1 pseudogene is annotated in these 247 nt (G+C 40.5%); it reads left to right on the forward strand.

Features of this window, described 5'->3' with window-relative positions:
* Positions 1-40: 40 nt before the first annotated feature.
* Positions 41-247: pseudogene (locus Xbed_RS20065) on the forward strand (hypothetical protein); the annotation flags it as partial.

A 247-nucleotide genomic window follows, 5' to 3' on the forward strand; every position in this document is an offset into this window, starting at 1 on the left:
ATTGATAAGAATGAGGCCTACTTTAAAGTGAGTCTTGTAAATGAATAACGTTACAGTTGATGCTAGATTGGAGTCAAGAAACAGACTTAGGGTGGTTAGACCTCATGAAAATTCAGATGACTATGAATCACAGCAGCCTAAAATTGGCGGTAGTGGTGGCGGAGGTGGGGAGATGGAATCACGAGTAGCAAGACTGGAATCAGACGTTGAACATATCAAAACTACTATGAACGATATGAAGTCTGAT

The sequence above is a fragment of the Xenorhabdus beddingii genome (genome assembly GCF_002127545.1).
Taxonomy (GTDB): Bacteria; Pseudomonadota; Gammaproteobacteria; order Enterobacterales; family Enterobacteriaceae; genus Xenorhabdus; species Xenorhabdus beddingii.